The 18,529-nt window shown below is 46.7% G+C and carries 15 protein-coding genes and 1 tRNA gene; 8 read left to right on the forward strand and 8 right to left on the reverse strand.

Going from position 1 to position 18,529, the window contains the following annotated elements; genetic code table 11:
• The first annotated feature begins 20 nt into the window (after positions 1-20).
• Positions 21-1,244 carry a glycerophosphodiester phosphodiesterase family protein gene (locus ICN45_RS09320; protein WP_216175384.1) on the forward strand — a complete coding sequence of 408 codons (1,224 nt, stop codon included), beginning with the start codon at positions 21-23 and terminating at the stop codon, positions 1,242-1,244.
• Between the two features lie 211 nt (positions 1,245-1,455).
• On the opposite strand, the gene ICN45_RS09325 is transcribed toward ICN45_RS09320, so the two are convergent.
• The 5 genes from ICN45_RS09325 to tsaE form a co-directional block, all read right to left on the reverse strand.
• Positions 1,456-2,049: a Fic/DOC family protein gene (locus ICN45_RS09325; RefSeq protein WP_216175385.1), complete on the reverse strand. Its 594-nt coding sequence runs from the start codon at positions 2,047-2,049 to the stop codon at positions 1,456-1,458.
• Entirely contained in the window at positions 2,027-2,224 is a 198-nt protein-coding gene (locus tag ICN45_RS09330; RefSeq protein ID WP_216175386.1) for an antitoxin VbhA family protein, read from the reverse strand. Before ICN45_RS09330 ends, ICN45_RS09325 begins: the two co-directional genes overlap by 23 nt.
• A gap of 129 nt (positions 2,225-2,353) precedes the next feature.
• Positions 2,354-2,429: transfer RNA gene (locus tag ICN45_RS09335), tRNA-Lys, on the reverse strand.
• Between the two features lie 86 nt (positions 2,430-2,515).
• Positions 2,516-3,853 carry an N-acetylmuramoyl-L-alanine amidase gene (locus ICN45_RS09340; protein WP_216175387.1) on the reverse strand — a complete coding sequence of 446 codons (1,338 nt, stop codon included), beginning with the start codon at positions 3,851-3,853 and terminating at the stop codon, positions 2,516-2,518.
• The gene (gene tsaE, locus ICN45_RS09345) at positions 3,850-4,392 is read right to left on the reverse strand and encodes a tRNA (adenosine(37)-N6)-threonylcarbamoyltransferase complex ATPase subunit type 1 TsaE (RefSeq protein ID WP_216175388.1); all 543 of its coding nucleotides are present in this window, start codon (positions 4,390-4,392) and stop codon (positions 3,850-3,852) included. Before tsaE ends, ICN45_RS09340 begins: the two co-directional genes overlap by 4 nt.
• A gap of 43 nt (positions 4,393-4,435) precedes the next feature.
• Here tsaE and queG point away from each other — a divergent pair, with 43 nt between their 5' ends.
• The 3 genes from queG to ICN45_RS09360 are packed head-to-tail and all read left to right on the forward strand — an operon-like array spanning position 4,436 to position 6,696.
• The gene (queG, locus tag ICN45_RS09350) at positions 4,436-5,548 is read left to right on the forward strand and encodes a tRNA epoxyqueuosine(34) reductase QueG (protein ID WP_216175389.1); all 1,113 of its coding nucleotides are present in this window, start codon (positions 4,436-4,438) and stop codon (positions 5,546-5,548) included.
• 3 nt (positions 5,549-5,551) lie between these two features.
• Positions 5,552-6,337, forward strand: coding sequence for an AzlC family ABC transporter permease (locus ICN45_RS09355; protein WP_216175390.1), 786 nt, complete (start codon positions 5,552-5,554; stop codon positions 6,335-6,337).
• Between the two features lie 8 nt (positions 6,338-6,345).
• Positions 6,346-6,696, forward strand: a complete 351-nt coding sequence (locus ICN45_RS09360) for an AzlD domain-containing protein (protein WP_255531134.1) — start codon at positions 6,346-6,348, stop codon at positions 6,694-6,696.
• Positions 6,697-6,729: 33 nt separating this feature from the next.
• Here ICN45_RS09360 and ICN45_RS09365 read toward each other — a convergent pair whose 3' ends face one another.
• Both ICN45_RS09365 and ICN45_RS09370 read right to left on the reverse strand, forming a co-directional pair.
• The gene (locus tag ICN45_RS09365) at positions 6,730-9,819 is read right to left on the reverse strand and encodes an FAD-binding and (Fe-S)-binding domain-containing protein (protein WP_216175392.1); all 3,090 of its coding nucleotides are present in this window, start codon (positions 9,817-9,819) and stop codon (positions 6,730-6,732) included.
• Positions 9,816-10,508, reverse strand: a complete 693-nt coding sequence (locus ICN45_RS09370; RefSeq protein ID WP_216175393.1) for a GntR family transcriptional regulator — start codon at positions 10,506-10,508, stop codon at positions 9,816-9,818. Before ICN45_RS09370 ends, ICN45_RS09365 begins: the two co-directional genes overlap by 4 nt.
• Positions 10,509-10,704: 196 nt before the next feature.
• Between ICN45_RS09370 and ICN45_RS09375 the strand changes: the two genes are divergently transcribed.
• From ICN45_RS09375 to ICN45_RS09385, 3 genes are all read left to right on the forward strand, one after another.
• Entirely contained in the window at positions 10,705-11,889 is a 1,185-nt protein-coding gene (locus ICN45_RS09375) for a pyridoxal-phosphate-dependent aminotransferase family protein (RefSeq protein WP_216175394.1), read from the forward strand.
• Between the two features lie 130 nt (positions 11,890-12,019).
• A complete protein-coding gene (locus ICN45_RS09380; protein ID WP_216175395.1) occupies positions 12,020-12,427 on the forward strand; it encodes a GlcG/HbpS family heme-binding protein in 408 nt (135 codons plus the stop codon).
• Positions 12,428-12,433: 6 nt separating this feature from the next.
• Positions 12,434-13,927, forward strand: a complete 1,494-nt coding sequence (locus ICN45_RS09385; protein WP_216175396.1) for a DEAD/DEAH box helicase — start codon at positions 12,434-12,436, stop codon at positions 13,925-13,927.
• Positions 13,928-13,962: 35 nt separating this feature from the next.
• Here the strand turns inward: ICN45_RS09385 and gluQRS are convergent, their stop codons facing one another.
• On the reverse strand, positions 13,963-14,907 hold the full coding sequence (gluQRS, locus tag ICN45_RS09390; RefSeq protein ID WP_216175397.1) for a tRNA glutamyl-Q(34) synthetase GluQRS: 945 nt from the start codon (positions 14,905-14,907) through the stop codon (positions 13,963-13,965).
• Positions 14,908-14,910: 3 nt separating this feature from the next.
• On the opposite strand from gluQRS, the gene dnaE reads away from it, so the two are divergent.
• Positions 14,911-18,528, forward strand: a complete 3,618-nt coding sequence (gene dnaE, locus ICN45_RS09395) for a DNA polymerase III subunit alpha (protein WP_216175398.1) — start codon at positions 14,911-14,913, stop codon at positions 18,526-18,528.
• The last annotated feature ends 1 nt before the right edge of the window (position 18,529 follow it).

The following is an 18,529-nucleotide window of genomic DNA, read 5'->3' on the forward strand; positions in this document are numbered from 1 at the left end:
TTGCACTGAGTACGAGCAAAATGCGATCATCTATAGAGCTAGGCCCATTCGTTTTAGTGCTCTTGCTTTTAGCCAGCATGCCCGCATTTGCGCAAAGCATTCAGTTTGGGGTAAGGCCATATTATCTAATCGATGTTATGAAGGAGGGACCCTTAAAAAGTAAGTTAAAAAGTTGTATCGGCATTACTCCTCATCAATCTTCATTTTCAATAGCCCATCGTGGCGCTCCATTAGAGTTTCCCGAGCATACAGTGCAGTCCAATAAAGCAGCCGCTTTAATGGGGGCTGGTATTTTTGAGTGTGATGTTACTTTTACTAAAGATAAGCAGTTGGTTTGCCGTCACGCGCAGAATGATTTACAGGAAACAACCAATATTTTGCTAACTAACTTGCAAGAGAAGTGCACCATACCCTTTACTCCAGCAAATGCTACAGCGTCTGCAGTAGCAGAGTGCCGTACAAGCGATATCACTCTAGAGGAATTTAAAACCCTACGTGGCAAGATGGATGGGTTTAATAAAAATGCGAAGGATATCCCGTCATATATGGCAGGTACACCTTCATGGAGAACTGAACTGTATTCCCAGGCTGGTGGCACTTTATTAACGCATCAGGAATCGATCGCCTTATTTAAACAATTTAGCGGTAAATTTACTCCTGAATTAAAAGCAGCAGTTGTGTCGATGCCTTATTTAGGCTTCACCCAAGAGCAATATGCACAATCCCTGATTAATGACTATAAGAATGCTGGCGTATCTCCTAAGGAGGTTTTTCCGCAGTCATTTAATTTGAATGATGTGATTTACTGGATCCAGAATGAACCAGAGTTTGGTAAGCAGGCCATTTATTTGGATGGTAGATACGAGCAGAAGGGGTTTAATGCTGCTGAGCCTGAAATGTTGAGTCCCACTATGCAAGAGCTCTATGCCAAAGGGGTGCGGTATATCGCTCCTCCGATCTGGGTTTTGTTAACAACTGATAGCGCTGGCGCAATTATTCCATCTGCTTATGCTAAAGCGGCAAAAGATGCGAGCTTGAATATCATTACATGGTCTCTAGAGCGTGATGGACCCATGAATCAAGGTGGTGGTTGGTATCACCAATCCATTAAATCGGCTATTCGCTCAGATGGGCAAATTTATGAGGTTTTAGATGTGCTAGCTAAGCAAGTTGGTGTGAGGGGAGTATTTTCAGACTGGCCTGCCACCGTTACGTATTACGCAAACTGCATGGGATTAAATTAGGCCTTGAAAGATATCAATTCGACAGCATTCATTGATTTTTTTCAGGGTTGAATTGGATGGTAGATAGGCTTTGGATTTACCGAGGAAAAGAAAAAGCCCCCGAATTTTCATTTAGGGGCTTTATTTTTGGTGGGTCGGGCGAGATTCGAACTCGCGACCAATGGATTAAAAAGATCCAATTGGCCCAGACGGGTCGGTAAATTGCTTAAACCTAGTCGCTGCTCTGCAAACGTTCCAGAATCAGATTGGCAAGAATGAGTTCATCGCCATTAAAGGCTAGTTCCATTGCTCGATAAATTTGCTCCTGCTCCAGGTCGGAGTAGTCGAGTTGATAGCCAGCTGATTGACTAAGTTGGGAGATGAATATGCGTTGTACGCGACCATTCCCCTCTCGAAAAGGGTGTAGGGCGTTGATCTCTGATAGGTAGTGAGCCAGTCTTTTTGACAGGGTGTCAGCATCCAACCCTCTGAGCCAGTTTTCACGAGCCAGTTTGTTAAAGATGTCGTTTGCCGCAGATTCGATAAAGCGCACATTAGCAAAACGACTATTGCCACGGCTAATATCTACTGTGCGAATCTTTCCGGCCCAGTCATATACATCCTGAAAGAGGGCCAAATGAATGCGCTGAAGATGAGCAAGATCAAATTGACCTGCAATGGGGTTCTCTAGAATTTCAATCGAGCGCAAAGTAGATAGCTCACCTTCATAAGCGTCTAAATCTTCAGCGTTAGTTATTTCTGCTTTGTTTCGAAGTACGTCTGTACCTGGGTAGCAGTAAGTGTCATCCGCGTCGTAGCGTGACATAACGTTGTTTGGTTTCTTCCAATATTTGCGCAATACTTTTTTTGCCGGAAACGTAATCAGTGAGGTTTTGCTCTAACTGCTTGGTTGGAACAATGCCTTCAATCCGAGCGGAAGCCACAGCATTAGAAACGTTGTATTGGCGGGCTTGAGATTGGGTGGCAAACTTAGTTGGCATAAATCTATTTTAGTGGATTTAGGGCTGATTTCCTAGTCAAAAAATAGCCCTAAAACAGGGTTTAAAGAGCTATTTAGAAAGATGATGCAGTCAATAAAAAAGCCCCGCAAAAGCGAGGCTTAGTATTGCTGGTGGGTCGGGCGAGATTCGAACTCGCGACCAACGGATTAAAAGTCCGCTGCTCTACCGACTGAGCTACCGACCCGGTAAAACAAAGATTATAGCAAGAAGTTTATGGCTATTCCTGAGGTCTGGGCCGTTTGCCCGTAAGCCCTTGTACTTACAAGTAGCTTATGAGCTTACTCTTCTTGCAACAGGAGGATTTTTGGAAAAATACTCCTTAATTCCTCTCAAAATGGCTTCCGCAATTCGGTCTTGATAGCCATCATCATTCAATCTAGCCTCTTCCTGAGGGTTACTAATAAAAGCAGTCTCTACCAAGATCGAAGGGATGTCTGGAGCCTTCAGAACAGCAAAGCTGGCTTGCTCTACTTTGCCTTTATGCAGAGCCGCAAACTCACCAATTTGCTTTAGAACAGAGTTAGCTACCTGCATGGAGTCTTTAATTTGGGCAGTAGTTGACATGTCTAGGAGTAGGTTAGCTACTTGTCGATCTTGCGTCTTGATATTAATGCCACCAATCAGATCTGAAGCATTTTCTTTATTAGCCATCCACCGCGCCATCGAACTACTAGCACCCATTTGTGAGAGGGCAAATACAGAAGCACCTTTCGCTCTTGGCTCAATAAAGGCATCCGCATGAATAGAAATAAATAGATCTGCTTCAACACGCCTTGCTTTTTGTACTCTGACATGTAAGGGCACGAAGTAATCACCATCTCTGGTAAGGTAGGGACGCATATAGGCTTCGCCCTCAATCTTTTCTTTGAGTCGCTTAGCAATCGAGAGCACGACATTCTTCTCTTTAGAGCCTAGTGCACCAATAGCGCCTGGGTCTTCACCTCCATGTCCAGGATCAATGGCAATCGTAATCAAGCGTTTGTATTTAGCGGGTGCCGGAGTATCTTTGATCTCTGGGATGGCTTGTGCTACTGGAGTTTTGGGTGCATCCTTTTCTTTTTTGGTTGCGAACTGCGCAATTAAGTCGACCTCTTCATTGGACTTTGCCAGAGCACTTTCTTTTTTTGCACTACTCTTCACTAACTCCATCAGTGGATCGGGTGGGGTAGTGGGATACAGGTCGAATACCATACGAAAGTTGTATTCGCCAACGGGCTCTAGCGTAAAGAGTTGTGGCTTGATGGGTTCTTTTAAATCAAATACCAAACGCACAATCCCTGGCTGAAATTGGCCAACCCGGATTTGCGATACATAGGGATCATTTGGTTTTACCTTAGCCACTAAATCTTTTAGTGTGGGATTAAGTTCTAAGCCTTGTACATCAACGACCAAGCGATCTGGATTGGTGAGAATCTGCTGAGTGATGGGTAGTGGCGTATCAGACTCTAAGGTGATGCGGGTGTAGTCTTCGGAGGGCCAAATCCGTACCCCTAATATTTTGGCACCCCAAGCAATATCCACCTCGCTGAGCAATAGGGCAAAACTAAAGAGCTTCACTGAAGTCTTGAGATGCGTTCTTCTAGAGAGATTCACTTTCTTGCTAGTCATGTATTTACTTGAAGCGCTACTACTATTTTTTTGCCTTGCTCAGACAAAGCATTGATTGCAATAGTGCGTTCATTTTCTTCTGCGCCTGGAGTAAGCTGAATCTCAATATCAAATGCAGGAAGGGTGCCCTCAGCCTTTTCTGGCCACTCTATTACACAAAATCCAGGTACATCAAAGAGTTCTGCAAAACCGGCTTCTTGCCACTCTAGGGGATCGCGCATGCGGTAAAGATCAAAGTGATGGGCTGTGTAGGCGTGTTGAGTACTTTGTAATAGATAAGGCTCGCATAAGGTGTAGGTAGGGCTTTTTACTTTTCCTTCGTAACCTAGAGTTTGGATTAAATCTCTAGCAAAGGTTGTTTTGCCAGCCCCCAGATCGCCCTGGAGAGCAATATTGAAGTGAGCCTCTGGGTTTTGTCCCAGGAATTGCGCAATACTGGCGGCAAGGCGCTTAGCTAAGGATGCCGTTTCTGCTTCCTGCCTACAATGTTGCTTAAACGATATGTTTGGAGATGCCTGAGGCGTCTGATTTCCGGTCATTGTCCTAGTTTATTCAATTATTGCGCTACATTCTGTATTGCCTATGTCTTTATCTATACCTCAACCTACTGACACCACCCCCCTCGATCAGCCAGAGCTGCGCGCTTGGCTTGGGAAGCAGGCTGTCTTATTGGGTTTTGATGATTTACGGATTACGGATACCCATTTAGGTCCCGCTAGTGAACGCTTGCAAGCATGGCTTGCCGAAGGGCGTCACGGCCATATGGAATATATGCAGCGCCATGCGGAGTTACGTTCCAACCCCCAGTTATTAGTCCCAGGAACGGTCAGAGTGATTTGCGTCTCGATGAACTATCTTTCTCCCGAGAGTGATTTCGATGCTGAATGGCAGCGCCTAGAAAATCCCTCTCAAGCAGTGATCTCTCTGTATGCTCGCGGGCGTGATTATCACAAGGTGCTACGTAATCGTTTGCAAGAATTTGCCAAAGCGATTGAAGCAAAAATTGGTGCTTTTGGGTATCGCGTCTTTACTGACTCTGCTCCCTTAATGGAGGTTGAGCTAGCTCGTAAAGCAGGGCTGGGTTGGCGCGGTAAACATACACTCTTGCTCAATCGAGAATCGGGCTCGACTTTTTTCTTGGGTGAGATTTTGGTAGACGTACCATTACCGCTTGATTACGAGGAGGCTGAGCATTGTGGCAGCTGTCAATCCTGTATTGATATCTGCCCAACGAAGGCAATCACTGCGCCGTATCAATTAGATGCTCGGCGTTGCATTTCTTATCTGACCATTGAGAACCCAGAAGCGATTCCGGTGGAGTTTAGAAGCGCGATGGGTAATCGAGTGTATGGCTGTGACGATTGTCAATTAATCTGTCCTTGGAATAAATTTGCTCAGCGTACGCAACTACCCGACTTTGCGCAGCGCCATGGCCTAGGGCAAGCAAGTCTTTTACATCTATGGTCTTGGACAGAAGCAGAGTTCGAGCAGCGCCATGAGGGGAGCGCGATTCGTCGCATTGGATATAGTCGCTGGCGCCGAAATTTAGCGGTAGCCATGGGCAACGCCCTTGCTAGTGCTAGCCTTAGCATTGCAGTCAAGGAAGAAATTCACAGGGTATTGACTGAAGGTCTGGCTGACGCTGATGCATTGGTGGCGGAGCACATTGAGTGGGCTCTAAACGCTTACAATTGATGCATGTCATCCAATGAGCAACCTTATATTGACCCCAGCGAGATAACGTTAGAGGAGTCAGTAACTCAACGCTTTCAGAGTCCTAGCGACGCATTTTGGTCGGGCATCCGGGATGCTGCTGGTGCTCCCGCTATGGTTCTGTTTGCGGGTATGGTAGGCTTTGGTGCGATGGGAAAGACCAATGGCTTTGATGTTTGGTTCACTACCTTCACCTCTTTCTTTATGTTTGCCTTGCCAGGACAAGTCGTCTTACTAGAGATGGCGATTACGGGTTCATCTGTTTTAGCCATCGCTTTGGCAGTAACCTTGACCTCCACCCGTTTCATCACTATGACGGTGACACTCTTTCCGCAGTTTCACAATAAAGACCGCAATCGCAGTTTGTATGCTTCAGTACATTTATTAGCGATGACCGCTTGGGCAATCTCGATGCGCGAGTTTCATGCAATTGAGACTAAGCATCGCTTAAGTTATTTCGTGGGCTTAGGTTTACTCTGCTGGTTGATCTCCGTACCCGGAACAATCTTAGGTTATTTCTTAGCGGGTATGGTGCCTGCGCCAGTGACTTTAGGTCTCGTCTTTATTAATCCTTTGTTCTTCTTGCTCACCTTTACTGAGGTAAAACCTTGGATTAATCGTATTGCAATCTTCTTAGGCTGTATTTTCGGTCCGATTTTCTTCATCATGGATCGTGATACTAGCTTGCTCACAGCAGGGCTTGTTGCAGGGACACTGGCTTACTTTATTGATCGCAAGTTCTTGCGCAAAAAAGCCGGGGTGATCGGTTGATGAATGCAATGGATACTATGACCAATGCACTCTCGGGCTTGGGTTTATGGATTGCCTTGGTTGGCGCTTGCCTAGGCACCTACTTTTGCCGCGCTATTGGTGTCTTTCTATCGAAGAGCATTAACCAAGATAGCGAAATCTTTCGTTGGTTAGCAGCAGTGACCTATGCAATGGTTGCGGCCTTAACAGTGCGACTGATCGTCATGCCACTAGGCTTAATGTCAACAGTACCTTTATGGATACGCATTCTGGTTTGCGCCTTAGCTATTGGCGTGATGGTATCCAAACCCACCAAACGCCTAGTTCCCGCTTTGTTGACTGGGACTTTGTTGATAGTAGGCTACGGCGTAATACGTTAAGGTATTACATAAAAATATTCTAGTCTTCCGCCTCTAAAGATGCGCCGCCAGAATTCTGGCGATATGTACCGCCTCTCTTTGGGTGCCATCAGCAATCTGATGGCGACAACTCGTTCCATCAGCCACTACCCAACTATTGGGTGATTTACGAATACTGGGTAAAAGACTCAGTTCAGCCATTTGCATGGAGACTTCAATATGTTCCGCTTCATACCCAAAACTACCGGCCATACCGCAGCAAGAAGATTCAATTAACTTTGGTTCTGCTTTGGGAATGAGTTTGAGTAATTCCATTGCAGGAGTAACCGCAGCAAAAGACTTTTGATGGCAGTGCCCATGAAAGAGTACTGGCTTGCTCGCATCTTTGAGCTTGAGTGTGAGTGTTCCAGCCTTGACTTCACTCGCTAAAAACTCTTCCAATAGTTGTGCTTGCAGAGAAACCGTGATTGCGCGCTCATCAAAGCCCATCACTAAAGCTTCATCCTTCAAAGTAAAGAGACATGAAGGCTCTAAACCAATGATGGGAATATTCTGTTGTGCATAGGGTGCGAGGTGATCGACTAATTCACCAAGAGTTTCTTTAGCCTTATCCACCATGCCAGCAGCAAGATAGGTTCTGCCACAGCAAAACTCTTTTGAGCAGGTGGTCGCTGCTTTTTCTACAGACTTTCCAACTTTGCTTCCACTCTTCTGCGGAATATGGACGCGATAGCCCGCAGCTTTGAGAACTTTCAGGGCGGCAATCAGATTTTCATCTTCAAAATAAGCATTAAAGGTATCGGCCAACAAAACAACTCCCTTACCATCAGTATCCTGTGCTAACTGCTCTGGTGTGAACTGATGGCTTTGCGCTACTTTCTGATTCCAGAAAGTGTTACTTCTCCAGATTGGTAAACTTCTCTGTGCAGAGATGCCCATGAGCCATTCTTGTAACTTGGCAATGGGTGTAATGTGATTACGCAAATTGAGTAAGGCTGGCAAGAAGGGAGCATTACTAATGATGGCAGCATATTTTGGTAAGTAGGCTACTGCCAGATCTCTTAAGGAGTGCCCAACCCGCTTTTTGTATGCTGACAAGAACTCAATCTTCATCTTAGCCATGTCTACGCCGGTAGGGCACTCACGACGGCAGGCTTTACAGCTGACGCAAAGCTCCATCACTTCTTTAATCGCATCGCTAGCTAGTGGTGAAGAGTTTGCTGTTGAATCACTCTTGAGATTTAGTTGGTTCGAAAGCGCCAAGCGCAAGGTATTGGCTCGACCTCTCGTGAGGTGTTTCTCATCCCGAGTGACGCGGTAGCTTGGGCACATGACTTCAGCATCAAACTTGCGGCAGTGGCCATTGTTATTACACATGTCTACGGCTTTTGCTAAGCCCATTGCTGGGTCACCACCAGTACCTGGAGTAGTGGTTTCTTCGGTAACAGGGTTATTCTGGACATTCCAGGCCGACCAATCTAAGGCTGGCTGCAATGGAATGACTTTGTAATTTGGTGGAAACCGAAAGTTGCTGGAGTCATCCATCTTGGGAGGGTTGACAATCTTGCCCGGATTAAACAGCCCCTGCGGATCAAAAGCGTATTTGATTTCTGCGAGGGCTTCAGTGATCTTGGGTCCAAATTGCCAAGAGATCCACTCGCCACGACAAAGGCCATCGCCATGTTCGCCGCTATAAGCCCCTTTATACTTACGTACCAATGCAGAAGCTTCTTCTGCCACGGCACGCATCTTCTGTGCCCCATCTCTTCGCATATCCAGAATAGGGCGGACATGTAATGTACCTACGGAGGCATGGGCATACCAAGTTCCGCGTGAACCATACTTAGAAAATACCTCCGTTAATGCTTGGGTGTAGTCAGCCAAACTCTCCAAGGGAACCGCGCAGTCTTCAATAAAACTCACTGGTTTACCATCACCCTTAAGGCTCATCATGATGTTCAAGCCTGCCTTACGCACTTCCCACAAATTCTTTTGTGGGGAAGCGTCAGACATCAGTACGACTGAGTCAGGTAAACCCAAGTCACTCATGAGTTCTTGAAGCGCCTTGAGTTTATCGAGTAGTGGCGCATGCACCTCACCAGAAAACTCAACTAAGAGAATCGCTTCTGGAGTTGATGCAGTGTGATCGATTAAGGCTGTTTCAATAGTTTTCTTAAAGCTTGGATTACTGCGTGCCAAATCAATCATGGTGCGATCAACTAACTCAACTGCAGTAGGACCTAGCTTCACAATATGTTGGGCGCTATCCATGGCTTTATAAAAACTAGCAAAGTTCACGACGCCAAGTACTTTGTGTTGAGGCAAGGGCGCTAATTTGAGTGTGAGGGATTTAAAGTAGGCGAGGGTGCCTTCGCTCCCTACGAGGAGATGCGCTAGATTGACGCCACCATCTTGCGTGTAAGGCAATTCGCTTTGGGGGTGGAAGATATCGAGGTTGTAACCCGCAACTCTTCTCAATACTTTCGGAAAATGCGCCTCAATCTCTGGTTGAAGAGTAGTGGCCAAGTCTTTAACAAAATCACCAAGCTCCTTAGCAACTCCAGAGCTATTTGCGTAGTTACCAAATTGGGCAACTCTGCCATCAGCAAGCCAAGCATCCATTCTCAAGACGTTATGCACCATATTGCCGTAAGCAATCGAACGGCTACCGCAAGAGTTATTGCCGGCCATGCCACCAATTGTTGCTTGTCCTGCGGTAGAAACATCTACTGGGAACCAAAGACCATGTTGTTTGAGTAAGCCATTGAGGTGATCTAGCACCATACCCGGCTCTACTTCTACAGTGCCTTGATCTAAGTTGAGATCAAGGATATTACGAAAGTATTTAGTGTTATCGATCACTAATGCTGCGCCAGTGGTTTGACCGCACTGACTGGTACCACCACCACGAGGTAATACGGGCACCCCGAGTTCTGCTGCAATTTGTAGGGCGCTAGCAATATCTTGTGCCGTCTTAGGTACAAAGACGGCGACTGGCATAGCTTGATAGATAGAGGCATCCGTCGCGTAACGCCCACGACTAGCGCTGTCAGTCATCACTTTGCCAGAGGTTTCTTGACGCAGGCGTTTGGCTAATTCCGCCTGATCAATCATCAGTTCTTTGAGATCAAGGGGTTTATTCATTTGACTGTCTCCGCTTTTGTGGCTGCGTTCTCAGCTTTGAGTAGTTGCACCACCACATCACGTTTATTTCTGACATGCTGAATCATGATCTTGCGCATGCGTATGCTATCTCGTGCTCTCAGAGCATCAAGCATCTCTTGATGTTCTTCAACAGCTTTTTCCCATTTCACGCCATCTTGATTCGATCTGAAGCGTAAAGCTTCAATGCGGGCATTCACTTGGGAAAAGAGTTGGGTTAGTACAGGATTATTTGCTGCTTGATTAATCAGATGATGAATGCGTAGATTAAGTTTGTAATAGCTGGATAAATCCCGACGCGCATAAGACGCCATCATTTCGTACTGCAGGGCCTCTAATTCAGAGAGGGCAGTATCACTAATATTGTTTGCTGCCAATTCCCCTGAGAATCCTTCCAGATCGGCAATGACATCAAATGTATGAATGACATCCTCCGGACTGAGTTGAACTGCAATCGCACCACGGTTCGTAATTAATTCAACCAAGCCATCTGCAGCTAGTCGACGTATCGCCTCCCGAATTGGGGTACGAGAAACATGGAGGCTTTCTGCAAGCTCGCGTTCATTCAGCTTGCTTCCGGGTGCAATCTTCCCTTCCACCAAAAGCAGTCTGAGCTTTTGGAAAATAGCTTCATGCAAATTTTGTGAATTGGGCTGTTCAATTACCGTCATGCTGCAACCCCTTTGTCTCTAAATTTGTATACAAAAATGTCAATAAGCAATCATAAAGCATAAATATAGCCTTTAATAACTAAATAAAGCCTATATTTTGATACTTATAAAAAATAATTTGTATGCAAAACAGATAATTGCCAAAAATTGTCATACACTAAGGGGATTATCCAACCTAAAACCAGTGAGACTACAGATGCTAAAACTTGATAACCACCTATCTGGACGCCATTTCTTACATATTCCCGGCCCAAGTCCGGTTCCTTCTCGCATTTTGCGTGCTATTAGTTATCAAACTATTGACCACCGTGGTCCTGAGTTTGGTGAGTTTGGCTTGAAGGTCTTAGATGGCATTCAAAAGATTTTTAAGACCAAGCATCCGGTCATCATTTATTCCGCCTCGGGCACGGGTTCATGGGAAGGCGCCTTAGTCAACGTGCTCAATCCTGGTGACAAAGTGCTTTTTTACGAGACTGGTCAATTTGCGAACTTATGGTGGGCGCTTGCAGACAAAATTGGTTTACAGGCTGAGGTGATTGGTAAGGCTGGTAAAGATACTTGGCGTTGGGGTGTTGACGCTTCAGTCATTGAAGAGCGCTTGCGTAAGGATACCCAACACGAAATTAAAGCAGTGTGCGTAGTGCATAACGAAACCTCGACTGGTATGACCTCTGATATCGCTGCCGTTCGTAAGGCAATGGATGCAGCAAAGCATCCAGCGCTACTTTTGGTGGACAGTGTGTCTGGCTTGGGTTCAGCAGACTATCGCCATGATGAGTGGGGTGTTGATGTCACGGTTTCAGGATCGCAAAAAGGCTTGATGTTGCCACCGGGGATTGGCTTTAATGCACTCTCACCAAAAGCAATTGAAGCTAGCAAGCACAGCAAGATTCCTAAAGCGTATTTAGCTTGGGATGAAATTCTGGAAGCGAATAAAACGGGTTACTGGCCAACTACACCCAGTACCAATTTAATGTATGGTTTGCACGAAGCAATAGACATGATGATGGCTGAAGGATTGGATACGATTTTTGCTCGTCACCAACGTTTGGCGGAAGCGTGTCGTCGCGCAGTAACAGCCTGGGGTCTTGAGAATCAGTGCCAAGATGCCACTGCGTATTCTCCAGTCTTAACTGCTGCAGTAGTTCCAGATGGAATGGATGCGGATGTCTTGCGCAAACATGCTTTACAGAAGTTCAACCTCTCACTGGGAACTGGACTTGGTAAGCTCAAAGGTAAGATCTTCCGTATCGGCCATTTGGGTGAATGCAATGAGTTGAGCTTGATGGCAGCGCTCAGTGGGACTGAAATGAGTCTGGGAGCAATGGGCTACAAACCCAAAGAAAGCGGTGTTGTTGCAGCCCAAGAGTTCTTGAAGTAATCAGAAAACGGCATTCAGGGTGGGGTGGAGTAGGGATCCCTAGGGTTATCCAGGCTACACCCCTTATAATTCAGGTACTTATAGAATTGCATTAACTAGATACACCCCATTCGAAACGGAAAGAAAAAACATGTTCGCTACTAAACCGTATTTAACTCAGGTTGATGTTCAAAAGATTTTGGATGCAGCCAACAAGCATGCTACTGAAAATAATTTCGCAGTGACCATTGCTGTATGTGATGACGGCGGTCATTTGTTGGGTTTAATTCGTCGTGATGGTTGTGCGCCCTTATCGGCCTATATTGCAGAAGAGAAGGCACGTACGGCTGCAATGGGTATGCGCGAAACACGTATTTACGAAGAAATTATTAATGACGGTCGCCATGCTTTCTTATCTGCCCCGCATGTTTCGGGCATGTTAGAAGGTGGCGTCAATATCGTGGTAAATGGACTTACCATCGGCGCAGTCGGCGTTTCCGGCGTTAAATCGGCGGAGGATGCTGAAACTGCGAAGGCCGGCATCAAAGCCATTCTGTAAGTTACCTTGACTAATACTGATACTGAAATAATTTCTACTACAGGGGCTGACAACACAGTCGCCCCTAATACTCCTAGTGCTCCAAATGTTACTAGCGCTACTTCCCCGGCAACGATCACTTTTGCTGATTTTGGTTTAGATCCGAAGATTCAGAAGGCGGTATCCGAGCAGGGCTATACCATCCCTACGCCGATTCAAGCGCAAGCTATTCCGCATGTATTAGCCGGCAGAGATCTCATGGGCGCCGCACAGACTGGCACCGGTAAGACTGCAGCATTTGTATTGCCTATCATTCAACAGATTTTGCGTCATGCAAGCAATAGTGCTTCACCTGCGCGCCACCCCATTCGGGCCTTGGTCCTCACGCCTACTCGAGAGTTGGCGGTACAAGTTTCTGAAAATGCGGCGAACTATTCGAAACATACTGATTTACGCGCTGCGGTTGTGTATGGTGGCGTAGATATGAAAGAGCAAGTTGCCACTTTGCGCAACGGCGTGGAGATTTTGATAGCTACTCCAGGGCGCCTGTTAGATCACATTGGTTCCAAAGTGGCCAATTTATCTCAAGTAGAAATTCTGGTTCTAGATGAAGCAGATCGCATGCTTGACATGGGTTTCTTGCCAGACCTGCAGCGCATCATCAATTTAATACCCTCACAAAGACAAACCTTATTGTTCTCTGCAACCTTCTCTCCAGAGATTAAGAAACTGGCGCAAAGTTATTTGCGCACACCCGTGACGGTTGAGGTGGCACGTCAAAACGCCGCAGCAGATACTGTTAAGCAGGTAGTGCATATGGTGTCCTCTGCTGATAAGCAGCGTGCCATTGTCAAAGTGTTAGAAGAGCGTACCCGTCAGGGTTTATCGCGCCAATGCATTATCTTTACCAATAGCCGTTTGGGCTGTGCCAGGTTATCTCGTGCCCTTGAGCGGGATGGTATTAAGGCGGGCGCGATTCATGGAGATAAGAGCCAAGGCGAGCGGACCTTAACTTTAGATGCATTTAAATCCGGTGCAATTGAAGCTTTGGTGGCAACCGATGTCGCAGCGCGTGGTTTAGATATTCCAGACATGCCCTGCGTTATCAACCACGAGTTGCCTTATAGTGCGGAAGACTTTATTCACCGAATCGGCCGTACGGGTCGCGCTGGTAGCACAGGTGATGCGATTGCTTTAGTGGATGCAAGTGAAAAGCGCTTACTCGACGATATCGAAAGACTCATGAAGCGCAAATTAGATGTTCTGCCTTTGCCTGAAGGAGTTCCTTCGCAAAGTAGAGCACCTTCAAGCAGTTCTTCATCCAGCAGATCGTCATCTAGCAGTAGTACACAGAGTAATGCGCCAGCAAAAATGGCTAATCCCTTTTTCTATAAGCCCTATGAACCTAGTGCTACAGCTCTATCATCCGCAGACACCGCAAAGCCGGAAGAGAAAAAAGTCGGCATTGTGGCTGCCAAGCCCACTGTTGGTGCTTTGCTGGGCGGCTTTAAAAAGAAATAAAGAACGAAAAAATTTAAGAATTTAAGAACTAAAGCTTACCAAGCACGAGTGGCAGATAGTAGCCACTCTGCAATGGTGATGTTCTCGCTATCCGGTAGGTCCTTCAATCCCAAATGATTTGCAGCTTTACGTAATTCAGTAAGGGCATGTTTCTTATCTTGAGTATGAATTTGCGTTGCCAACGTTTGTTTACTGAGTTTTTCTCCATGCTCATCAAGCACGAGTGGTAGATGCCGGTAGTGCGGCGTGCAATATCCCAACACCTGTTGTAGATGGATTTGGCGTGCAGTGTTACTGAGTAAATCTTCCCCTCGCACAATGTGAGTAATACTTTGTTCGGTATCATCTACAACCACTGCGAGTTGATAGGTAAATAGACTGTCACTTCTACGCAATACAAAGTCACCCACTTCCGTATTGAGGTCTTGACTTTGCTGCCCCAGCGCTAAATCTGTATACCCAATATGGCAATTTGGGGGCAGTGCTATGCGCCATGCAGTTTTGGGTGTTTCTGAAAATTCAAGCGGGTTCATCCTCAATTGATCTGGTAGGCATGTCCCTGGATAGACCATCTCTTGATTGCGGGGGGTTTCTATTCCTCGCTTTGCTAGGGTATTGGCAATCGTCTGCCTGGAGCAACTGCAGGGATATATTAATTTGAGCGTATTTAGGCGTTCCAGAGCCCTTTGGTAGAGATCTTGGCGTTTGGATTGATAGGTGACCTCACCATCCCAATGAAGGCCGCAGGCAAGCAGTTGAGCTTGAATGAGTTGGTCAGCCCCCGGAATGCATCTGGGGGTGTCTAAATCCTCCATCCTGAGTAGCCATTGACCCCCATTTTTACGGGCATCTAACCAGCTTCCGAGGGCGGCAACTAGCGATCCCGCATGCATTGGGCCCGTAGGCGAAGGGGCAAATCGCCCACGGTAGCCGTCGGCTGGGGAAGGAAGGTTTTGGGATAGGGACACAGCTAAAATCATCTCATGGCTTTACCCCGTTTTATACATCTTCGCCTTCATTCCGAGTTTTCAATTACGGATGGAGTTGTTCGCATTGATGATGCGGTAGCTGCGGCTGCTAAAGATGATATGGGTGCCTTGGCTCTGACCGATTTAAGCAACTTATTCGGTTTAGTGCGTTTTTATACTGCTGCCCGAGCTGGTGGTATCAAACCCATTGCTGGTGCTGATGTTTGGGTGACTAATCCCCTAGACCCAGACCAACCGCATCGCTTATTGCTGCTGGTACAGAACCATTCTGGTTATCTCAATCTTTGCGAGTTACTCAGTCGCGCTTCTTTGGATAATCAAACACGCGGTCGTGCCGAGATAGACTCCACATGGTTTAGTGAGCCTGCTGCAAAAGCGGAAGACAAGAAAGATAAAAGAACTCTCACTTATGGTTTGATTGCACTGTCAGGTGCGCGCATGGGTGAGCTTGGTACTGCTTTATTGGCGGGGCAAGAGGATCAAGCCAAGATTGCTGCAAGACGTTATGAGCAGTTATTCCCCAAGTCCTTTTATATTGAAGTGCAACGGGGTGGCAATCCGCAAGATGAGAAGCAACTCCAACTGGCTTGTCACTTAGCTAGCGAATTGGATCTGCCGGTAGTGGCAACCCACCCAGTACAGTTCATGAAAAAGAGTGATTTCATAGCACATGAGGCCAGAGTATGTATTGCTGAAGGGGAGCTACTGGGCAATCCGCGTCGCGCAAAGAAATTCAATGACGAGCAGTACTTCTTAAGCCAAGCAGAAATGGAACAGCGCTTCACAGATTTGCCCGCTGCTTTAGCCAACTCGGTGGAGATTGCCAAGCGTTGTAACTTATCTTTGGTTCTCGGTCAGCCACGTTTACCCGATTTTCCGACGCCACCAGGTATTACCTTAGATGAATATCTTTTAGCCCTGTCCGAAATTGGTTTAGAGCGCCACATGGAGCGGAACTTTCCGAACGCAGAAGAACGTGCCAAAGAAATGCCGCGTTATCACGAGCGCTTAGTATTTGAGGTGAAGACGATCTCACAAATGGGTTTCCCTGGCTACTTCTTGATTGTGTCAGACTTTATTAATTGGGCTAAAAATAATGGCGTGCCAGTAGGCCCAGGTCGTGGATCGGGTGCAGGCTCCTTGGTAGCCTACTCATTAGGAATCACGGATCTAGATCCGCTGCGCTACAACTTGCTCTTTGAGCGCTTTTTAAATCCAGAGCGGGTATCCATGCCTGACTTCGACATCGACTTTTGTCAGCACGGCCGCGACCGGGTGATTCAGTACGTAAAAGACAAGTACGGCAAAGATGCCGTCAGTCAGATCGCTACCTTTGGCACGATGGCTGCAAGAGCTGCGATTCGGGATGTGGGGCGCGTATTAGAGCAGGGTTATAACTTCGTCGACGGTATTGCTAAGTTAGTTCCGAATAAGCCTGGTCAATATATGACTATTGAAATGGCTAAAAAGGAAGAGAAGCAATTAGCCGAGCGTGAAAAGAATGAGGATGAGGTGCGTCAACTTCTCTCTCTCGCACAACAATTAGAGGGTATGACGCGTAATGTGGGCATGCATGCGGGTGGTGTCTTGATTGCCCCGGGGCGCCTCACCGACTTTTGTCCACTCTACACCCAAGAATCAAAAGATCAAGATAGCAGCTCTGTTATCAGTCAATTTGATAAGGATGATGTAGAGGCAATCGGCTTAGTCAAGTTCGACTTCTTGGGTTTGACCACACTTACCATTTTGGCTGCAGCAGAACGCTGGATTAAAACCTTACATGCTGAGCGTAAGGATTGGAGCATCAGCGATATATCGCTCGATGATGAAAAAGCATTTGACGTTTTAAAGAAAGCAAACACCGTTGCCGTGTTTCAGCTAGAAAGCCGCGGCATGCAAGGCATGCTGCGTGAGGCTAAGCCTGACCGTTTTGAGGACATCATTGCGCTCGTGGCTTTATATCGCCCAGGCCCTATGGATTTGATCCCAGACTTTATTGAACGGAAACATGGTCGTCAAAAAGTAGAATATCCAGATCCGCGAATTGAGCCGGTTCTTCGTGAGACCTACGGCATCATGGTTTACCAGGAGCAGGTGATGCAGATGGCCCAGATGATTGGTGGCTACTCTCTAGGTGGTGCTGATATGTTGCGCCGAGCAATGGGTAAGAAAAAACCAGAAGAAATGGCACAGCATCGCAAGATCTTTAGTGAAGGTGCAAAAGCGGGCGGTATTACTGAGGCTAAAGCAAACGAGATCTATGACTTAATGGAGCGTTTTGCTGGATATGGATTTAATAAATCGCATGCTGCTGCCTATGCACTCTTAGCCTATCAAACGGCTTGGCTCAAAGCCTACTACCCTGCCGAATTTATGGCAGCTAACTTATCGCTTGCAATGGATGACACCGATAAGGTGAAGATTTTGTATGACGATTGCTTGGCTAATCAAATACGGGTCTTCTCCCCCGATATCAATACTGGAGTACATGAGTTCACACCGCTACGTGCACCAGACGCTGCCCCTGATGTACCAATCAGTCACATCCGTTATGGATTGGGAGCAGTTAGGGGAACAGGTGAGGCAGCGATTGAAGCGATTGTCAAAGCCCGTGAAACGGGTGGGCCATTTAAGGACTTGTTTGACTTCTGCGCACGCGTAGACCGCCGGCAAGTAAATCGTCGTGCGATTGAAGCCTTGATGCGTGCCGGTGCATTTGACAGTCTGTATCGTGACTCAGTCGCACCGGGTGGTAACTTGTATGACATTCGCTCTACTTTACTTGCGTCTTTAGCAAGGGCAATCGAGGCTGCAGAACAAGCTGAGGCCTCGATTCATCAGGTCAGTTTATTTGATATTGCTGGTGAGGAGAATCGCCATTTACCGGAGTTAGTGCGTGAACCGGTTTGGTCTGAGAAAAAACGCCTGCAAGAAGAGAAGACCTCGCTCGGTCTTTGCTTAACAGGCCATCTATTTGATGCCTATCGCGATGAGACGACGCATTTTATTCGCCAGTCCTTAGCGAAGGTTGCTGAAGGCAAGGATCAATTGATCGCTGGCATTATTACTTCAGCACGTATGCTGACTGGGCAACGCGGTCGTATGATGATTGCTACTATCGATGATGGTAGCGCTGCAATCGAGGTAACTCTGTATAGCGAAGTGTATGAACCCAATCGTTCATGGCTGAAAGAAGATGAGCTCTTAGTTGCTAAGGTCAATGTGACGCCTGATAAGTTCTCTGGTGGGATGAGGGTGGTATCTGAGGCTGTGATGGATATTACTGGCGCACGGATGCGTTTTGCGCGAAATATCCATGTTTGTATTGATGCTGCAATTGATTTGAACATGCTGCGTAGTCAGATTGGGCCTTATCTCATGGCTAATCGTGTTCGCGATCCTAAATTAGGTGCTGCATCTCCTGCTCTGGCAGGATCCAATGAGGGCGTGAAGGGATTGATGTTGACAGCTGCTGTGACTACTAGTGGTGGAGCATGTTTGATGCAGTTTCCTGAAGAGCTCAGAATTTATCCGGATGATGCTTGTCTGCACAGCTTGAACCAACTGCTGGCCTCAAAGCAAAAAGACCCGGTTCAAGTTCAGTACCACTAAG

Origin of the sequence: Polynucleobacter alcilacus (assembly GCF_018881545.1) — a bacterium.
Lineage (GTDB): Bacteria > Pseudomonadota > Gammaproteobacteria > Burkholderiales > Burkholderiaceae > Polynucleobacter > Polynucleobacter alcilacus.